The sequence below is a fragment of the Labrys sp. (in: a-proteobacteria) genome, assembly GCF_047605565.1.
Classification (GTDB): Bacteria; Pseudomonadota; Alphaproteobacteria; order Rhizobiales; family Labraceae; genus Labrys; species Labrys neptuniae.
This window is the reverse complement of the sequence record NZ_JASGFM010000020.1, coordinates 58204-75375: the sequence shown is the minus strand read 5'-3', so window position 1 is coordinate 75375 and position 17172 is coordinate 58204. Positions and strand designations below refer to the sequence as shown.

Genomic DNA, 17172 nt, shown 5'->3' with positions numbered 1-17172 from the left:
CAGGATGTCCGCGCTCCAAGGGACTTCCGGCAAGAGGTATCGTCATGACCATGGCAATACCGGCGAAGCCTGCCGATGGCGGGCGCTCCGACAGGCGCCCTTGGGGCAGGGCGCTTGTCTGGCTCGCAGGCCTCGGCATCTTCTTCTATTCGAGCTATGGCCTTGCCAACTACCTCGCCGACCAGCGCGCCTTCGTGCCGTCCATCGTGTTCGGCTGGGAACACGGCATGCCGTTCCTGCCCTGGACGATCATTCCCTATTGGTCGGTCAACCTGTTCTATGCCGCCTCGCTGTTCGTCTGCACTAGCAGGACGGAGCTAGACACACTGGGGCGCCGGCTGCTGACCGCACAGGTGATCGCGGTCGCCTGTTTCCTCCTCTTTCCGCTGCGCTTCAGCTTTGCCAAGCCGGAGATCGGCGGCGGCCTGTCCGGCTTCATGTTCGATGCGCTACTCAGCTTCGACAAGCCCTACAACCAGGCGCCCTCGCTGCATATCGCGCTCCTGGTGATCCTCTGGGTGCACTACGCCAGCCATCTGCCGGCCTGGGCCCGGTGGTTGCTCCATCCCTGGTTCGCCCTGATCGGGCTTTCCGTCCTCACCACCTACCAGCATCACTTCTTCGACATACCGACCGGTGCCTTGCTCGGCCTGTTCTGTCTGTGGCTGTGGCCCGATGAGATGGGCGTTCCCTCTCCCCCTCCGGGAGAGGTTAGAAAGCGTCGAAAGCTCGCCGCCTATTATGGTCTGGGCGCCCTGGCTCTTGTCGTCATCGGCATCGGGGTCGGCGGCTGGGGGCTGTGGCTCTGCTATCCGGCGGCATCGCTCGCCTTTGTCGCGGCGAACTACCTCTGGCGCGGGGCGGCCGGTTTCCAGAAACGGGGCGACGGTTCGATGCCGCTGGCGGTCCGGCTCCTGTTCGCGCCCTATCAGCTCGGGGCTTTCCTCAATTCGCGCTGGTGGACGCGCCGCCAGCCATCCGCCGGCGAAGTCCGTCCCGGGATCTATCTCGGCCGTATACCCTCGCGCCTCGATCGCGCACCGGGGAGCTATGGCAGCGTTGTCGATCTTGCCGCCGAACTGTCCGCCTGGCGGGGCGTGTCGACGCGTGCGGTGCCGATGCTCGACCTGATAGCGCCGCAGCCGGCAAAGCTGGTGGAGGCTTCGCAAGCGATCGAAGCGGCGCGCGGCAAGGGCACGGTGCTGGTGTGCTGCGCACTCGGCTATTCGCGCAGCGCCGCGGCGGTTGCGACCTGGCTGCTCGCCGGTGGGCAGGCGCAAACGGTGGACGACGCGGTTGCGATCCTACGTGCCGTCCGCCCGCGAATCGTGTTGGGGTCCGAGGCGCAGGCCGCCATCGTGGCGGCCGCCAAACTGGTTGATGTCCAAAGTGATTGAAGTCCATGGCTGAGGCACAGGAAAATCCGGCGGTGATCGCCGCCATCGCCGCTTCCTATTTGCGGCAGGGCAGGGCGCTCGATTGGATTTCGCGCGGATTGACGCTGCTGGGTGTCCTCGCCGTCGTGATCGCCACCTATGCATCAGCGCCCCTGTCCGTCAGCGGGCTTGCAGTGCTGGCCGTGCTGCTCGGCCTGGTACAGAGCTATTTCGCCCTGCGCGCGGGCTTTGATGCCGAGATTTTCGGCCATCTGGCCGGCAATGCCTTCAGCACCACCAATTTCGACGGGGCGATGAAGCGTCTCGGCTTGTTTGCTGAAGACCGCGCCTCGCGCCCGATGTCGGAGCGGGCTCGTGGCGCCATGGCCCTGGTGCGCCGCCAGGCCATCTTCCTGGTGCTGCAGGTCGCAAGCCTGCTGGCTTTGCCGCTGCTTGGGGCCATGCTGTGAGCGACATCGCGGTGCGGGATGGCCGTTCCCTGTTCGGCCGGCTGGTGGGAAGCGCTACCATCGGTTTTGCCCGGCTCGTCACCGGCGTGCGCGGCAATTGGCAGGGCTGCCTGCCGGCGCGCAAACCGCGCATCTATTTTGCCAACCATGCCAGCCATGGCGATTTCATCCTGGTCTGGACGGTCTTTCCGTCTGCCCTGCGCGCGACGGCACGCCCGGTGGCGGCGCGCGATTACTGGAATGCCGGCGCGACGCGGCGCTTCCTCGCCCACAATGTCTTCGATGCCGTGCTGATCGACCGCGAGAGCACGACCCGCAGTGTCGATCCGATCGGCCAGATGGCCTCTGCCCTGGAGGCGGGATCCTCGCTGATCCTGTTTCCGGAGGGGACGCGCAACATGGGCGAGGAGCCGCTGCTGCCTTTCAAGTCCGGCCTGTTCTGGCTCGCCAAGCGCCAGCCGGACGTGGAAATGGTGCCGGTCTGGATCGAGAACCTCAATCGCGTGATGCCCAAGGGTGAGTTTCTGCCGGTGCCCTTCCTGTGCACCGTCACCTTCGGAGCACCGCTGCGGCTGGGGCCCGGGGAGGAGAAGCAGGCCTTCCTCGATCGCAGCCGCAATGCCCTGCTGGCTCTCAGGCCGCATGAGGGGGACGAGGGTTGATGTTCGAGAACCATACCCTGGCCCTGTTTGGCGGCATCATCGCCTTCCTGGTCTTGGCCTCCCTCATCGGCTGGCAGCTCGACCGCAGGGCCGGCCCGCAGGGCAATGCCGCCATCGACAATCTCAATGCCCGCATCCGCGCCTGGTGGGTGATGGTGGCGCTGATGGGCGGTGCCTTCCTCCTCGGCAAGGCCGGCGTGATCGCCCTCTTTGCCTTCGCCTCCTTTGCGGCCCTGCGTGAATTCCTGACGCTGACGCCGACGCGCCGGGCCGACCATCGCACTTTGTTCGCCATGTTCTTCGTGGTGCTGCCGATCCAGTACTACCTGATATGGATCGAGTGGTACGGGCTCTATTCGATCTTCATTCCGGTCTATGTCTTCCTGCTCCTGCCGATCCTGATCGCGCTGAGGGGCGATACTGCCAAGTTCATGACCCGTGTCGCCGAGATGCAATGGGGCGTGATGATCGCCATCTTCTGCCTCTCCCATGTGCCGGCGCTGCTGACGCTGGATATTCCCGCTTTCGAGGGCCGCAAGCTCCTGCTGATCGCCTTCCTGGTCATCGTGGTGCAGATGAGCGACGTCCTGCAATATGTCTGGGGCAAGCTCTTCGGCCGGCACAAGGTGGCGCCGAAATTGTCGCCCTCCAAGACCTGGGAAGGCTTGGTCGGTGGGGTAGCGAGTGCCACTTTGCTCGGTGCCGGCCTGTGGTGGATCACCCCGTTCTCCTTCTGGCAGGCCGGGCTGGTGGCGCTGGTGATCACCTTGATGGGCTTTTTCGGCGGGCTGGTGATGTCGGCGATCAAGCGCGATCGCGGCGTCAAGGATTGGGGGCATCTGATCGAGGGGCATGGCGGCATGCTCGACCGGCTCGATTCCGTCGTCTTCGCCGCGCCGATCTTCTTCCATGTGGTCCGCTATTGGTGGACTGTGTAGAAACGAGTCGTCGCTGCCTGCCGGCGATCGGATGTTCACGCCTCATCTCTGCCAAGGAAATCCCATGTCCAAGCCTGTCCTGTTCGGAACCTTCAACGGCGCCGATGTGCTCGAGGTCACCCTGCGCTCCGATGCCGGTGCCGAGGCCCGGATCATTACCTATGGCGGCGTGGTGCGCGATCTCCTGGTGCCCTCGAAGAACGGGCCGCAGCGTGTGGTGCTCGGCTTCGAGAAGTTCGAGGACTACCCCAAATATTCCCCGCATTTTGGCGCCAATCCTGGCCGGGTCGCCAATCGCATCGGCTTTGGCCGCTTCACCCTTGATGGCGTGACCTACGATCTCTCCAAGAGCCATGGCGGTCCGCACACGCTGCATGGCGGTGCCACCGGCTTCGGCAAGCGCGTCTGGTCCCTGGTGCAATCGGACCAGCGCTCGGCCACGCTGGTGCTCGTCTCCGAGGACGGCGACATGGGCTTCCCCGGCCGCGTGGTGACGACCTGTACCTATCGCCTGCTGGAGCCGGCGACGTTGCAGGTGATCTTCACCGCCACCACCGACAAGGCGACGCCAGTCAATCTCGCCCAGCATTCCTATTTCAATCTCGATGGTTCGGCCGATGTGCTCGACCATCGCATGGAGATCGATGCCGATTTCTATACGCCCACCGACGCCGACCTCATCCCCACCGGCGAGATCCTCTCGGTGGCGGGTACGCCATGGGACTTCCGTCAGGAGCGCACCTTGCGCCTGGAGACGCCGGAAGGGCCGTTCAAATATGACGGGAATCTGGTGCTGAGGAGCTCGGGCGTATTGGCGCGGGCGGCGCGGACCTGGTCTCCCAAGAGCGGCGTCAGCCTGGAGACCTGGACGACCCAGCCCGGCGTGCAGCTTTACGATGCCGCCAAGCTGGACATCCCGGTTCCCGGCCTCGGCGGCGCCAAATATGGGGCCTTCGGCGGCTTCTGCCTCGAGACCCAGAACCTGCCGGATGCCGTGAACAAGGCGCATTTCCCGTCCTCGATCATCCGGCCGGGCCAGGTCTACGATCACGAGACGCAATATCGCTTCGGACAGGTGTGAGCGGGATAATCCGGTTCTCGTTCGGGTGCGCGGACATCATGGCCGCGCATCCGAAACCGAACTGCGCCACGATCAATCTGCCTCCTAGTTTCTGCATCAAGGGAGCAAATCGGACCTTACCGATGGCGAATTCCATCACCTACGATGCGCGGCCTGACCTGCCATACCTGCCGATGAATAATTCGCTGATGTCGGTGTTCATCGACGTCTTGGCGTTGGCTGCCTCGTCACTGGCTTCGACCCCTCGGCAATGCCAGCTTGCAGCGTGGATCGCCGCGCGGGACCAAGGCATCTTTGGCCTTGGGACCGTGGGCTTCGATATCGCCGAGATGCCCTGGGAAATTGAGAGTTTCGTCGAAGACCGATCCTTCATCCTCCGCACGATCGAAACGGCGAAAGCGAAGCGCGATTGGCACCGGCTCGGCTACGAGCCGAAGGAAGAGTGGCTTATGCCATGCCTGGATAAATTCCATGTGCTGCTGGCGGCGTTTGTGCCCGCTGACATTCGCGCCGAGGCGACGGACCGGAAGGGTTTGTGGTCGGCCCCCGAATTCGAGCGCTGTCCGGCGCATGGCCTGATCAAGCATGCCCATGGCTGCCCCATCTGCAATGGGGCGTGACGGGAGGCATCGGTCCGATGGCAAGCGGGCACTCGATTGATTAGAGCAGGCCGAGATAGACGATCTCGGTTTCGATCTCGCCGCCGTCGATCTCCACAATGCGATAGCCGCGTCGCGTCGTATCGACTTCAAGCCGATCGGCCTCCTTGACGATCTGGTAGGAGACGGCGGGGGTGCAGAACTGCCGGATGTTCGCCTCGCGCCGTTCATCCGCCATGTGATAGTGGCCGCAAAACAGCGATATGTCGCATTCGCTGCCGATCAGAAGCGCCTTGAGAGTATCGCGTTCCCTCAAGGCGGCGCCGGCGTGCTCCACCGGTGTATCGATCGGCAGGACCGGATGATGCAGGAACAGCAGGAGGCGGCGCGTGTCCTGCAGTTCGCGCGCGAACCAGGCGAGTTGGTCCTCATCCACCCGGTTGGCCGATGAATCGAGAAACACCCATTTCAGCGCCGGATTGCCTTCGGAAAAACAGGCCTTGCCCTCAACGGCATGGGTCTGATCGGAAAGGAAGGGTGAAACCGCGTCATAGTCGTCGTGGTTCCCGAGGACTATTCTCGATTTGAAATCGTAGGATCCCAGGATCTCGAAGAAGTCGGGGACGGAGTTGCGTGCGCCGATGTCGCCACCGAAGATCACCTCCGATATGCCTCTCGCGGCAATGTCGTCAAGGACCCAGCGCAGATGGTCTCGATGTTCTGCCGGCTCACTGGCATAGCGCATCTTGTCGCTGTCCATCGCACCGCCCATGACGAGTTTTTGCCCGAGATGGGCGTCGGTGAAATAAGCAAGTTTTCTCGTCATCACGGCGGCCTGGCAATTGCATCGACTTGTCGCCCCGTTCTAGCGGGCCGTGCCGGGCAATGTTTCGACGCGCGTCGAACCATGTGTACCCACGCCATCCACGCAGATCAGGTTTCTGCTTAGGGCCTTGCTGCGAAACGCCAGGGCTTCGGCATATTCGGGGGAGGCATACCAGGCCTCGACGGCGGCACGATCGGGAAATTCGACAAGGACGATCAGACGAGGCGACCAATTGCCCTCCATGGTTCGGACCGGGCCGCCGCGCGCCAGATAGCGGCCGCCATATTTTTCGATCGTCGCGGGGGCAAGCCGCACATAGGCGTTCCAGGCTTCCTCATCCTGCGGAACCACGTCGGAAATGACATAGGCACTCATGATTTTCGTCCTTTTTCCAGTTCAGCCAGGTCCAGGATCTTCTGCTCGATGACGAGGAGGCAGGACTGAAGGTCCTCGATCTGGGCTGCCACCCGCCGGCTTTGTTTCTCGAGCATGTCGCGGCGCGCGGCCTCGGTGCCGGCGCCTTGCTGCCATAAGAGCGCATAGGCCGCGATGTCCCGGATCGGCATGCCCGCGGCCTTCATGCGGCCGAGAAAGTCGATCCAGCCGAGGATGGCGGCGTCATAGTCCCGCTGGCCCGAGCCGTTCCGAAAGGCCGGCGGAAGCAGGCCGACTTTTTCGTAATAGCGCAGCGTGTGGACCGACAATCCCGAACGGCGCGCCAGTTCTCCGATCTTCATCTGTCTTCATCGCACTCCCGGACCGCTGTCGAGGCTACTTGCTGGAGTGCACTCTAGATCAAGCGCTGATTTGCGGCATGTCGGTCGACAGCCGACCGTCCGTCCGAGAGACCGCGGCGGGCTGCAGGCGCATAGCGGCTCGCACGGACCTCGGATAGCGACAGTGCTGACAGATCGTTGTCAGCAGCAATGAACTAACCTTCGCACTTCGATCGGCGGGGAGGGGCGAGGGCCATGACAGGTTTCGAGACATTGTCGGTAGCGATGGTTCCCATGCGCCTTCTGACCTTTCAGGCCCCGGTCGAGGATGTCGACCGCATCATGGAGGCCGTCGTCGCCATCGTTCCCCTGGCGATGGGAGCCTATGATAGCAATGCCTATCAGTCCTCTCCCGGGATTGAGCGCTATCGCCCGCAGGAAGGGGCCGCGGTCGGCGCGGAATGTGATCTTCGTCGGCGCCAGGGGGTGGTGGAAGTCGTTTTCGAGCTTCCCGATGCACAGGATGTTGCGGAGAGGGTGGTCGAGGCGATCTTCCAGGCCCATTCCTACCAGGAGCCGGTAATCAGGCTGCAGGCCATCCTGTCCAGCCGTTCCAAGGGGCTTGACGACAGCAAGAACCCCAATCGCTGGTGGAACAGCACCGGCGATTGGAAGAAGGCGGCTTCGACGTGAAGAAGAGTGATGGGCGGCGGCGCCTTAGGCCAAGGCTCCCGCCAGGCGCAGCCTGCCCACCTCGAGGCCGTTCCAGTTCTTCTGCACCGGTTCGAGGAAGCTCCTCAGCGCCTCGGCCTCGCTGTCGGAAAGGGGCAGAAGCTTGGCGATCACGCCGGCCATCATCAGTTCCGCAGCCCGGGTACCGCCATCGTCACATTTGAGGGCGATGCCGTAGCCGAGTTCGGGAAAGGCGGCGCAGAACACGCCCTCGGCGCCTGTCTTCACGAAGACGCGTTCGCCGAAGATCGTCATGATCTCGGTGCAGAAGCGCCTGGTGCCGGCGACCAGGAAGGGCTCCGCGGCCGCAGCGCGGCGGATGCGGGCGGCGGCCTTCGCCCTTTCGGGGCCGAGATGGGCGCCGGTGCCGAAGCGAGCAAAGCCCCGCGCCACGCCTGCGAGCGGAGCGGCCTGGGTGGGGATGGAGCAGCCGTCGATGCCGACGCCATCGCCGGCAAGGGCGGCTCCGCTCATCGCGTTGACCGCCCCCATCACCTCGCGCATCACCGGATGCCCGGCCTCGATGTAATGGTGGGGATCACGGTCGCTGGCGCAAGCAAGGCAGATGAAGCCGGCATGCTTGCCCGAGCAGTTGTTGTGCAGGGCCGAGGGCTCTTCTCCGGCCCGCAGCAGGGCCCAGGCGGCCGGGCGAAAGCTCGGCGCATGGACGCCGCATTCGAGCGTGCCGGCATCGCGGCCAGCCTTGGCCAGCATGGCGGCAGCCTGCTCGACATGGCGCGGCTCGCCGCCATGGGAGGAGACGGCGAGGGCGATGTCCGCGTCGGTAAGACCGAGCTTGTCGGCGGCTCCCGATTCCAGCAGGGGCAGGGCCTGGAACGCCTTCACCGCCGAGCGGGGGAAGACGGGGCGGGTGACATCGCCGAGCGCGAGTACGAGGCGGCCTTCGGGATCGCTGACGGCAACGGCGCCGCTATGCCGGCTTTCGACCATGCCGCCGCGGATGAGTTCGGCCAGGACGGGATTGGACATGGCGACTTGCTTTCTTTATGTGCAGGCGGGCCTCCATCGCAGGCTTCGCGGGCCGAGGCAACACCCGAATATGTGATCACATTTCTACATTGATCCGCGCGCGCCGAACGCCTATCTAAGCGCCAGCGAGAGACATAACGGAGGAAGGCGCATGTTGGAAAAGCTGGCGCAGACACTCGAATTCAAGCGTGAGGCCGCCTACGTCAACGGTCAATGGATCGCTGCCGACAACGGCAAGTCCCTGCCGGTCACCAATCCCGCCACCGGTGAACTCATCGGCAGCGTGCCCGATTGCGGCAAGGACGAGACGGCGCGGGCCATTGCCGCGGCCGATGCGGCCTTCCCGGCCTGGCGCGCCAAGACGGCGAAAGAACGGGCCAAGATCCTGCACAAGCTCGCCGATCTGATCGAGGCCAATGCCGATGCGCTCGGCGTGCTGCTCACGGTCGAGCAGGGCAAGTCGCTCGCCGAAGCGCGCGGCGAGGTTGTGTTCTCGGCCGCCTATGTGCGCTGGTTCGCCGAAGAAGCCCAGCGCGTCTATGGCGATGTGATTCCCTCGCCCTGGCCGGGCCGCCGCATCCTGGTCACCAAGGAGCCTGTGGGGGTCGTCGGCGCCATCACGCCCTGGAACTTCCCCTCCTCGATGATCGCCCGCAAGCTCGGCCCTGCCTTGGCCGCAGGCTGCACCATCGTGATCAAGCCGGCCCTGCAGACGCCCTATTCGGGCCTCGCCTGGGGCGTGTTGGCCGAAATGGCCGGCATTCCGGCCGGTGTCGTCAACGTCCTCACCGGTTCGGCGAGCGCCATCGGCGGCGAGCTCACCTCCAATCCGCTGGTGCGCAAGATCACCTTCACCGGCTCCACGCCGATCGGCAAGCTCCTGGTCGAGCAGTCGGCCAAGACGCTCAAGAAGGTCTCGATGGAGCTCGGCGGCAATGCTCCCTTCATCGTGTTCGACGACGCCGATGTCGACAGGGCGATCGAGGGCGCGATGATCGCCAAGTACCGCAACTCAGGCCAGACTTGCGTGTGCACCAATCGCTTCCTGGTGCAGTCAGGCATCCACGACACATTCGTCGAGAAGCTGATTGCCGCTTCCAACGCGCTCAAGGTCGGCAATGGCCTGGAGACTGGCGTGCAGCAGGGGCCGCTGATCGACGAGAAGGCGGTGGAGAAGGTCGAGGAGCATATCAGCGACGCCGTCGCCAAGGGTGGCAAGGTGGTGGCGGGCGGCAAGCGTCATGCGCTCGGCCACACCTTCTTCGAGCCCACAGTGGTGACGGGGGTGACCCCGGACATGATGGTGGCGCGCGACGAGACCTTCGGGCCGCTGGCCCCGGTGTTCAAGTTCGAGACCGAGGAAGAGGCCGTCCGGATGGCCAACGACACCGAGTTCGGCCTGGCTTCCTATTTCTATACCAAGGATCTCGGCCGCGCCTTCCGGGTCGCCGAAGCGCTGAAATACGGCATGGTCGGTGTCAATGAGGGCCTGATTACCACCGAAGTCGCGCCCTTCGGCGGCGTCAAGGAATCCGGCATGGGCAAGGAAGGCTCCAAATACGGCATCGAGGATTATATCGATGCCAAATATGTCTGCCTCGGCGGCCTGGGCTGAGGTCTGCTCCAAAGCATATGACACGGGAAGGGCCGGCACCGCCGGCCCTTTTTCGTTGGATACCGCAGGCTTGCGCCCGCGGTCGCCGTGGCTCTCCTTGCCAGGCCGGGGGTGACAAAAGAGCGTCGCGACAGCAGATGGGGGCTGCACCGCCGGCCTTCTGTGAAGGGGTGTGATATTTTTGCCGACATTCTCGTGGAAAACGACAGTGCGGCCGGTTTTTTGGCTGGTTCGAACGCAGCCGCCTCAATTTCGCCCGTTCACTGACTATTCACCCCTTTTGCTGCATTGAGGGCAGCTTAAGCAAACAGGATTGGGTTTCGATGCGGGTCGCCTCGCTCTTCGCTTTGATCGCTTCGGCACTTGTGCTGACGGGCTGCGTCGGGATCGATGACGATTCCGGTGACTCGACCTCGTCCCTGAAGCCCGTGCTGACCAACACGGCCTCGAACGACCAGGCGGCCAACACCGCCCCGCTCGGCATCTGGCGCGGCGGCATGACCATGCTGGTGATGACCACGCGCAATTCGACCGGCAACAAGGAACCCTGGTTCGGGGCCAAGCGCGCTTCCGACCCGACCGCTGCGCGCCTGGTGATGTATCCGCCGTCCAAGTCGCTTCTGGCCGCGGTCAACCCGGTTTCCACACCTGGCTGGTCGGTGGCCGGGGTGAGTACGCTGCCAGGTGACCAGCCGGCCACGGCCCTCGCGACGCAGGCCGAAGGGCGCGACGTCATCGTCTATGTCCATGGTTATAACGAAACCTTCGACAGCGCGGCGACGAGCTATGCCAAGCTGGTCGACGGCATCAAGTTCTCGGGCGTGCCGGTGCTGTTCTCCTGGCCCTCGCGTGCAGCTCTGCTGGACTATGTCACCGACAAGGACAGCGCGATGTGGTCACGCGATGCCCTGGAGGACACACTCACCGCGCTCGCCAACGATCCCAAGGTCGGCCGCATCAACCTGATCGCCCATTCCATGGGCAGCATGGTGATGATGGAAGCCCTGCGCTCGATGTCCGATCGCATGGGGGCCTCGCTTCCCAATCATTTCGGCGCCATCGTGCTGGCCAACCCGGATGTCGACCTCGACCTCTTCCGTCGCCAGATGAAGCGGCTGTCGTCGCTGTCGTCGAAGATGACGGTGATCGTCTCCAAGAACGACCGCGCCCTGGAGATCTCGACCAAGCTCGCCGGTGGCGTGCCGCGGGTCGGTTCCGGTGACAGCGAGGAACTGCAGAAGACCGGCGTGAAGGTGGTCGACGCCTCCGACTTCGGCTCCGGCTTCATCAACCACGACATCTTCATGAGCCGCGAGGAAGTGCGGGCCGTGGTCTCCCGGGCGATCGAGAACGCGGATCAGTAGTTTTCGCGCCGGGCCGCGCAATCACGCAAAGTCCGGACTACGCCAGGAAATCGGCGCGGTGCGGCGTGAAGCAGTCGACCAGCCGGCCTTTCTCGAGCGCCTTGACGCCATGTTCGAGGCCGGATGGCACGATGAAGCTGTCGCCGGCAACGAGCGTCTCGGTTCTGCCCGCGATGGTGACCTCGAACCGTCCCTCGGCGACATAGCTGGACTGGATGTGGGGATGCGAATGCAGCCAGCCCACGCCATCCTTCTCGAAGGCGAATTCGACCATCATCAGTTCGTCGGTATAGGCCAGGACCCGTCGCCGGTTGCCGTCCGGCGTCGGCTGCCATTCGGCGTCGCCGGACCGGGTGAAGAGCTCCTTGCTGCGGATCATCGGACGTCGCCTCGCTGTCCAGTTACGAGCGGGAAGATAAGCACAGGTCCGGCGCGCTGTCCCGCATATCGCCATCCTTCCGGGGCCGCTTCTATTCGCCGGCCGTCTTCTCCACGGCGCGGGGCGCATTGCGCAGGGCCTCCAGCATGCGGGCCCGCGAGATTTCCAGCAACTGGCTCATGGCCTGCGAGGCCTCGTCCGCCTTGCGGGCGAGGATGGCTGACACCACGGCCTGATAGGGCTGCAGGTCCATCGCCTGACCATTGGCGCTGCGCTGGGTCAGGCCGAAAGAAACCTTCAGGGCCGTCTTAACCGCCCGTCCGATGGTGACGAACAGGCCGTTATGGGTGGCCGTCATGATGGCGAGGTGGAACTCGGTCTCGGCACCCGCCGCCAAGGCCGGCTGCCCCAGCATGGAGACCAGGTCCGAGAAGCGCATGCGGATACGTTCCAGATCATCCGCCGAACCGTCCCGCGCCGCCAGGAAGCAGGCACGTGGCTCGAAGCAGTTCCGCATTTCGTAGAGATCCTCGATGATGCGCTCGTCGAACTGGGCATTGAGGCGCCAGGACAGCACATCCTGGTCGAGCAGGTTCCAGTCTGCGAAAGGCAGCACGCGTGTGCCGGTCTTGGGCGAAACCTCGACCAGTCCCTTGGCCGCCAAATTCTTTACGGCCTCTCGCACCGTCGAGCGGCTGACGCCATAGGCCTGGCAGAGTTCGTTCTCGATCGGCAGGGTGTCGCCGGGGCGAAACTCTCCCGAGGTGATGCGGGTGCCGATGATGCGCGCGACCTGCGCGCTCATCGTGCTGATGGCGGTATCCCGCTCGAACATACTCATCTCCAAACCAGCCCGTTGCTGGATGCGGGCGGCACCGTGCTCCTCCCGCCGGCTGATTCCGCCGTGATCTGAGGGGCTTCCCACCTCTTAACACTGCTATCGGGGGGGAACAAAGCGCCCAGCAACCCTCCTGCCAATGGGAAATCCTCCTACAAATTGCCCTTCTTCACGTCGGCGGCGATTGACACCGGATCGCGATTGCTTCTATCTTATCATCAGATGATAATAAGAAAAGATGGTAGGAGGAAGAGGCCTTGAGTGCCATCGACATCGACAGGGTGTCCAAGACCTTTGGCGCCGTGAACGTCATCGCAGACCTCTCTTTGAAGATCCGCTCGGGTGAGTTCATTGCCTTCCTCGGGCCGTCGGGCTGCGGAAAATCCACCTTGCTGCGCATGATCGCGGGGCTGGAGCGCGTCGATGGCGGTTCGATCTCGATCGGAGGCCAGAGGGTCGACCAGCTTCCCCCGGGCGCTCGCGGCGTCGCCATGGTGTTCCAGCATTATGCGCTCTATCCGCATATGACGATCTACGAGAACATGGCCTTCGGCCTGCGCAACATCGCCGTGCCCAGCCAGGAGATCGATCGCCGGGTGAAGGAAGCGGCCCGCATCCTGGAGATCGAGCCGCTGCTTACGCGCAAGCCAGGCCAACTCTCCGGCGGCCAGCGCCAGCGCGTCGCCATCGGCCGGGCTCTGGTAAAAAGCCCCAAGGCCTATCTGTTCGACGAGCCACTCTCCAATCTCGATGCGGCGCTGCGCGTGCGCACCCGCGTCGAGCTCGCCCGCCTCCACCAGCAGGTGCAGGCCACCACCATCTTCGTGACCCATGACCAGGTCGAGGCGATGACGCTGGCCGAGCGCATCGTGGTGATGAACGCCCGCAAGATCGAGCAGGTGGGTACGCCCATGGAGGTCTATTCACGGCCCGCCACCGAATTCGTGGCCCGTTTCGTCGGCTCGCCCGCCATGAATTTCCTGCCCGTCACGGTCGCCGAGCAGGGCGGCCTTGCCGCCGCCAGGCTGGCCGATGGCACCGGCATCGCCACCCGCGTGCCCGTCGCCACCCTGCCTCAGGGTGCCAAGCTGCGCCTGGGGGTGAGGGCGGAGGCTGTCCGCGCCGATCCGGCGGGCTCCCTTGCCGGCCGGATCGAAGTGGTCGAGCGCCTCGGCGACCGCACGCATCTCTATGTGCGCCTGCCCGACGGCACCTCGCTGGTCGCCGAGGACAAGGGCGCTTCGACCGCCGTTGCAGGTGGCGAAGCCCGCTTCTCGGTGGATTCGCAAGCTGCCCATCTGTTCGACGATGGCGGCCGCGCCTTCCATGCCGCGTGAGGAGGGGCTGATGTCCACGCAGAGCCTTGCCTCCACGGCGGCCGCGACGCCCGCACCCCGCTATGCCGGCGCCTCGATCGGGCCGAGCTGGCGCAATCTCCTGTTCGTGCTGCCCTTCCTTGCCGTCTATGTCGTTCTCCTGGTCTATCCGCTGTTTCGTGGCATCTGGATCAGCCTGCAGGAATACGACATGTTCGACCAGACGGCCTCCTTTGCCGGCCTGGCAAATTTTCGCCGCCTGTTCGCCGACAAGGTCTTCCTGGGCACGGTAAGCAACACCTTCGTCTTCGTGCTGATGACGGTGCCGGTTTTCGTCGCCATCGGCCTTGGCCTCGCGCTTGCCCTCAACCGGGAAAGCAAGGGTAGCGCCGCCCTGCGGGCGGTCTTCTTCGGCACCTCGGTGCTGTCGGTGACCATCGTCACCATCATCTGGAAGATGATGTATCTGCCGGACCGGGGCCTGATCGCCGGCATGCTCTCGATCTTCGGCCTGCCGCCGATCCAGTTCCTCACCAGCCAGGAGCTTGCCCTGCCGGCCATCGCGCTGTGCACGCTGTGGTGGGTGATCGGCCTGCCGATGATGCTCTTCCTCGCCGCCCTGCAGCAGATACCGGGCGAGCTCTACGAGGCCGCCGCGCTCGACAATGCCGGGCGCTGGCGCTCCTTCTGGTCGATCACGCTGCCCTCGATCCGGCGTAGCGTCGTCGTCGTGGCGATCTACGAGATCGTCGCGCAGTTCCAGCTCTTCGGCCAGGCGCAGCTTCTCACCAGGGGAGGGCCCAACAACGCCTCCCGCCCCATCGTGCAGTTCATCTATGAGGAGGGCTTCCAGCGCTGGAATGTCGGCTATGCCGCCGCGGCCTCCGAGGTGCTGTTCCTTCTGATGGCCATTGCCGCGATCTTGCAATATGTCGCCGCCCGCCGGCGGGCGGAGGGCTAGGCCATGGCGAGCGCGCAGCAATTCGTCGGCCGCACCGCCGGAGACCGGGTGATCCTGGCGGGCGTCCTGGTCCTGGCCTTCGCTTGGCTGGTTCCCGTCGCCTGGGTGATCGTGCTCTCCTTCAAGCCCAATTCGGAGCTGATGCTCTCCACCGCCACGGCCCTGCATCCGCCCTATACCTTGAAGAACTACACCGACATCATCGCGTCATCCGGCGTGTTTCGCTGGCTGCTCAACTCCATGATCGTGGCCGGCGGCATGACCATCGGCACGTTGGTGCTGTCATCCCTGGCCGGCTACGGCTTCGCACGCACCGAGTTTTTCGGCCGAGACATCCTGTTCGTGCTGGTGCTGCTGGGCCTCGCCATCCCCGAACAGGCGGTGATCATCGCCCGCCACCAGATGTTCACCGACTGGAAGATGCATAATGGCTATCCGGCGCTGATCCTGCCGGGGCTGTCCCATGCCTTCGGCGTCTTCCTGATGACGCAATATTTCAAGGCCATCCCGCGCGACATCGACGAGGCCGCGATGCTCGACAATGCCTCGCGCTTCAAGATCTTCTGGAAGGTGGTGCTGCCGCTGACCATCCCGGCTCAGGCCACGCTCGGCATCTTCACCTTCCTGTCGGCCTGGAACGACTATTTGTGGCCCCTGATCTCGGCGACCAAGCCCGACATGTTCACCCTCACCGTCGGCATGGCCTCGACCCAGACCAATTTTGCCCAGTCCGAGGGGCTCGGCTTCTTGATGGCGCAGGCCGTCTTCGCCGGGCTGCCCGTCTTCATCGTCTACCTGTTCTTCCAGAAATACATCGTCCGCGCCGTGGCCGGCGCCGCGATCCGCTGACTCCGAGAAGATCTCCTGGTTCCGCGTCCCGGCCGCGCGCTCGACCTTGAACAAAATCGGCCGAAACGGAGGAAATGCATGATCGGTTTGAAACGATTGCTCTATGCCGGGGCCCTCTTGCTGCTGTCGTCGCAGGCCGGCCTCGCCCAGGACAAGACCGAGATCTCGGTGTCACGCTTCTTCGGTGCCTGCGAAGCCGACTATGGCGCGGTGACGGATGTCGCCAAGGCCAATGGCGAGTGCGGCATCATCACGGCGCTGATCAACAAGTTCAATGCGGAGAGCAAGGACACCCGCGTCAAGGTCGATATCGTCGAATGGCCGGGCTACGACCAGCTCACCGCCCGCATCCGCTCGGGCGAGCCGCCGACCATCTCGGTCATGCATGAGGCCGTGATCAGCGACTATTCCTCGCGCGGGCTGCTGGAACCCCTCGACGAGGGCTTGAAGGCGGCGGGTGTCGATACCGCTGACTTCACCGATGCCGCCAAGGCCGGGGTCACCAAGGACGGCAAGACCTATGCCTTGCCCTTCGATACCCATACCTGGCTCTGGCACATCAATCTGAACCTGTTCAAGCAGGCCGGCCTCGTCGATGCTGCTGGCAAGCCGATCCTGCCCAAGAATGGCGAGGAACTGCTGGCCCAGGCCAAGCAGTTCAAGGAAAAGACGGGCAAGCCCTATTTCGTCTGGACCATCGCCAATGAGCGTGCCTTCTTCACGCGCACCTTCGATACGCTGCTCTACCAGCAGAATTCGGAATTCTTCGCCGATCCAACCAAGGTCAATTTCGCCACGCCCGAGGCCAAGAACGCCGCGACACTGCTGAAGGCGCTCTACCAGAACGGCGACACCACCAAGGGGCAGGACTATGCCGCCTCGGTCGCCAGCTTCGCGGCCGGCGATGCGGGCGTGTTCATCTGCGGCACCTGGCTGGTCGATACCTATGACCAAGAATCCAAGAAGAGTGGTGCGCCCCTGTCCAATGGCTATGCGGTGGTGCCTTTCCCGCAGCTCTATCCCGGCAGCCCGCGCGTCTGGGCCGATGGGCATAGCTGGGTGGTCCTCAAGGCCGATCTCAGCGATGCCCAGCGCAAATCGGCCTACGAATTCCTGAAATTCCTGTGGGACAATGATTTCCAGTGGGCGCGCACCGGCCATCTGCCCATCCGCAGGTCCGTGGCCGACAGCGCCGAGTTCAAGGCCCTGCCGCACCGGGCCGATCTCGCACCGCTGACCACCAACGGCGCCGCCCGTCCGGCGGCGGTGAAGCGTCAATTCGCGATCCAGGAGATCGAGAATGACGAGGTCACCGCCGGCGTGACCGGCGACAAGGAGATCGACGCCGCGCTCGCCGATGCCCAGTCCCGCATCAACGAATTGCTGGCGAACGCGAAGTAAGGCCGCGTTCGCCACAGCTAGAGAAAGTATGATTTCTTTAAATCCCACTCTCTCTAACT

At 64.0% G+C, this 17172-nt stretch carries 19 protein-coding genes; 13 read left to right on the top strand and 6 right to left on the bottom strand.

The genetic code is table 11. From position 1 onward, the window contains the following. The first annotated feature begins 44 nt into the window (after positions 1–44). The 6 genes from QM672_RS18460 to QM672_RS18435 all read left to right on the top strand — a co-directional run bounded on the left by QM672_RS18460 (position 45) and on the right by QM672_RS18435 (position 5147). The gene (locus tag QM672_RS18460) at positions 45–1397 is read left to right on the top strand and encodes a phosphatase PAP2/dual specificity phosphatase family protein (protein WP_415084300.1); all 1353 of its coding nucleotides are present in this window, start codon (positions 45–47) and stop codon (positions 1395–1397) included. Between the two features lie 5 nt (positions 1398–1402). Continuing rightward, positions 1403–1846, top strand: coding sequence for a hypothetical protein (locus QM672_RS18455; protein ID WP_311933408.1), 444 nt, complete (start codon positions 1403–1405; stop codon positions 1844–1846). Between the two features lie 29 nt (positions 1847–1875). Then, positions 1876–2508: a lysophospholipid acyltransferase family protein gene (locus QM672_RS18450; RefSeq protein ID WP_311933903.1), complete on the top strand. Its 633-nt coding sequence runs from the start codon at positions 1876–1878 to the stop codon at positions 2506–2508. Next, positions 2508–3446, top strand: a complete 939-nt coding sequence (locus QM672_RS18445) for a phosphatidate cytidylyltransferase (protein WP_311933407.1) — start codon at positions 2508–2510, stop codon at positions 3444–3446. Before QM672_RS18450 ends, QM672_RS18445 begins: the two co-directional genes overlap by 1 nt. A gap of 64 nt (positions 3447–3510) precedes the next feature. Beyond that, positions 3511–4527 (top strand): aldose epimerase family protein, encoded by a 1017-nt coding sequence (locus QM672_RS18440; protein ID WP_367624077.1) that lies wholly within the window; start codon positions 3511–3513, stop codon positions 4525–4527. A gap of 122 nt (positions 4528–4649) precedes the next feature. After that, complete coding sequence (locus QM672_RS18435) at positions 4650–5147, top strand: hypothetical protein (protein WP_415084297.1); 498 nt, start codon at positions 4650–4652, stop codon at positions 5145–5147. A 40-nt stretch (positions 5148–5187) separates the two neighbouring features. On the opposite strand, the gene QM672_RS18430 is transcribed toward QM672_RS18435, so the two are convergent. The 3 genes from QM672_RS18430 to QM672_RS18420 are packed head-to-tail and all read right to left on the bottom strand — an operon-like array spanning position 5188 to position 6689. Next, positions 5188–5952 (bottom strand): metallophosphoesterase family protein, encoded by a 765-nt coding sequence (locus tag QM672_RS18430; protein WP_415084295.1) that lies wholly within the window; start codon positions 5950–5952, stop codon positions 5188–5190. A gap of 39 nt (positions 5953–5991) precedes the next feature. Then, the gene (locus tag QM672_RS18425) at positions 5992–6327 is read right to left on the bottom strand and encodes a DUF1330 domain-containing protein (RefSeq protein ID WP_311933403.1); all 336 of its coding nucleotides are present in this window, start codon (positions 6325–6327) and stop codon (positions 5992–5994) included. Then, positions 6324–6689, bottom strand: a complete 366-nt coding sequence (locus QM672_RS18420) for a MerR family transcriptional regulator (RefSeq protein WP_311933402.1) — start codon at positions 6687–6689, stop codon at positions 6324–6326. Before QM672_RS18420 ends, QM672_RS18425 begins: the two co-directional genes overlap by 4 nt. Positions 6690–6923: 234 nt before the next feature. Between QM672_RS18420 and QM672_RS18415 the strand changes: the two genes are divergently transcribed. Then, positions 6924–7361 (top strand): hypothetical protein, encoded by a 438-nt coding sequence (locus QM672_RS18415; RefSeq protein ID WP_311933401.1) that lies wholly within the window; start codon positions 6924–6926, stop codon positions 7359–7361. Positions 7362–7385: 24 nt separating this feature from the next. On the opposite strand, the gene QM672_RS18410 is transcribed toward QM672_RS18415, so the two are convergent. Continuing rightward, positions 7386–8390: an asparaginase gene (locus tag QM672_RS18410; protein ID WP_311933400.1), complete on the bottom strand. Its 1005-nt coding sequence runs from the start codon at positions 8388–8390 to the stop codon at positions 7386–7388. Between the two features lie 151 nt (positions 8391–8541). Between QM672_RS18410 and QM672_RS18405 the strand changes: the two genes are divergently transcribed. Both QM672_RS18405 and QM672_RS18400 read left to right on the top strand, forming a co-directional pair. Further along, positions 8542–10005, top strand: a complete 1464-nt coding sequence (locus QM672_RS18405; RefSeq protein WP_415084292.1) for an NAD-dependent succinate-semialdehyde dehydrogenase — start codon at positions 8542–8544, stop codon at positions 10003–10005. Positions 10006–10328: 323 nt separating this feature from the next. Further along, positions 10329–11369, top strand: a complete 1041-nt coding sequence (locus QM672_RS18400; RefSeq protein ID WP_311933398.1) for an alpha/beta hydrolase — start codon at positions 10329–10331, stop codon at positions 11367–11369. A gap of 37 nt (positions 11370–11406) precedes the next feature. Here the strand turns inward: QM672_RS18400 and QM672_RS18395 are convergent, their stop codons facing one another. Together QM672_RS18395 and QM672_RS18390 are read right to left on the bottom strand one after the other, a co-directional pair. Next, positions 11407–11748, bottom strand: coding sequence for a cupin domain-containing protein (locus QM672_RS18395; protein ID WP_311933397.1), 342 nt, complete (start codon positions 11746–11748; stop codon positions 11407–11409). A gap of 91 nt (positions 11749–11839) precedes the next feature. After that, a complete protein-coding gene (locus tag QM672_RS18390) occupies positions 11840–12583 on the bottom strand; it encodes a FadR/GntR family transcriptional regulator (protein WP_415084289.1) in 744 nt (247 codons plus the stop codon). Positions 12584–12843: 260 nt separating this feature from the next. Between QM672_RS18390 and QM672_RS18385 the strand changes: the two genes are divergently transcribed. The 4 genes from QM672_RS18385 (at position 12844) to QM672_RS18370 (ending at position 17113) form a co-directional block, all read left to right on the top strand. Then, entirely contained in the window at positions 12844–13923 is a 1080-nt protein-coding gene (locus QM672_RS18385; protein WP_415084287.1) for an ABC transporter ATP-binding protein, read from the top strand. A 10-nt stretch (positions 13924–13933) separates the two neighbouring features. Continuing rightward, complete coding sequence (locus QM672_RS18380) at positions 13934–14863, top strand: carbohydrate ABC transporter permease (RefSeq protein ID WP_415084285.1); 930 nt, start codon at positions 13934–13936, stop codon at positions 14861–14863. A gap of 3 nt (positions 14864–14866) precedes the next feature. Continuing rightward, positions 14867–15712 carry a carbohydrate ABC transporter permease gene (locus QM672_RS18375; RefSeq protein ID WP_311933393.1) on the top strand — a complete coding sequence of 282 codons (846 nt, stop codon included), beginning with the start codon at positions 14867–14869 and terminating at the stop codon, positions 15710–15712. A gap of 78 nt (positions 15713–15790) precedes the next feature. Continuing rightward, on the top strand, positions 15791–17113 hold the full coding sequence (locus QM672_RS18370) for an extracellular solute-binding protein (protein WP_367624071.1): 1323 nt from the start codon (positions 15791–15793) through the stop codon (positions 17111–17113). Positions 17114–17172 lie beyond the last annotated feature (59 nt).